Origin of the sequence: Bartonella florencae, assembly GCF_000312525.1 — a bacterium.
In the GTDB taxonomy this organism is placed as follows: domain Bacteria; phylum Pseudomonadota; class Alphaproteobacteria; order Rhizobiales; family Rhizobiaceae; genus Bartonella; species Bartonella florencae.
On record NZ_HE997531.1, the window covers coordinates 1 to 242 of the forward strand.

The 242-nt window shown below is 35.1% G+C and carries 1 protein-coding gene; it reads left to right on the top strand.

Annotated features, from left to right (window positions below):
* Positions 1 to 242 (top strand): antA/AntB antirepressor family protein (locus BN202_RS09190; protein WP_019220347.1); only part of this gene is annotated, 242 nt, incomplete at both ends.

A 242-nucleotide genomic window follows, 5' to 3' on the forward strand; every position in this document is an offset into this window, starting at 1 on the left:
TAGGTAAAAAGTTTGCAGATTGGATTACTGAACGCATTAACAAATATGATTTTGTCGAAAACAGAGATTATATAGTTTTTCCCAATTTTGGGAAAAACCTCCAAGGTGGTCGTCCCTCTAAAGATTATGCTCTCACTTTAAGTGTAGCCAAAGAACTCTCTATGGTGGAGAATAATAAGAAAGGTAGAGAAGCCCGTTTATATTTTATCGAATGTGAACGGCTTTTGAAAAAAGTAGCAACA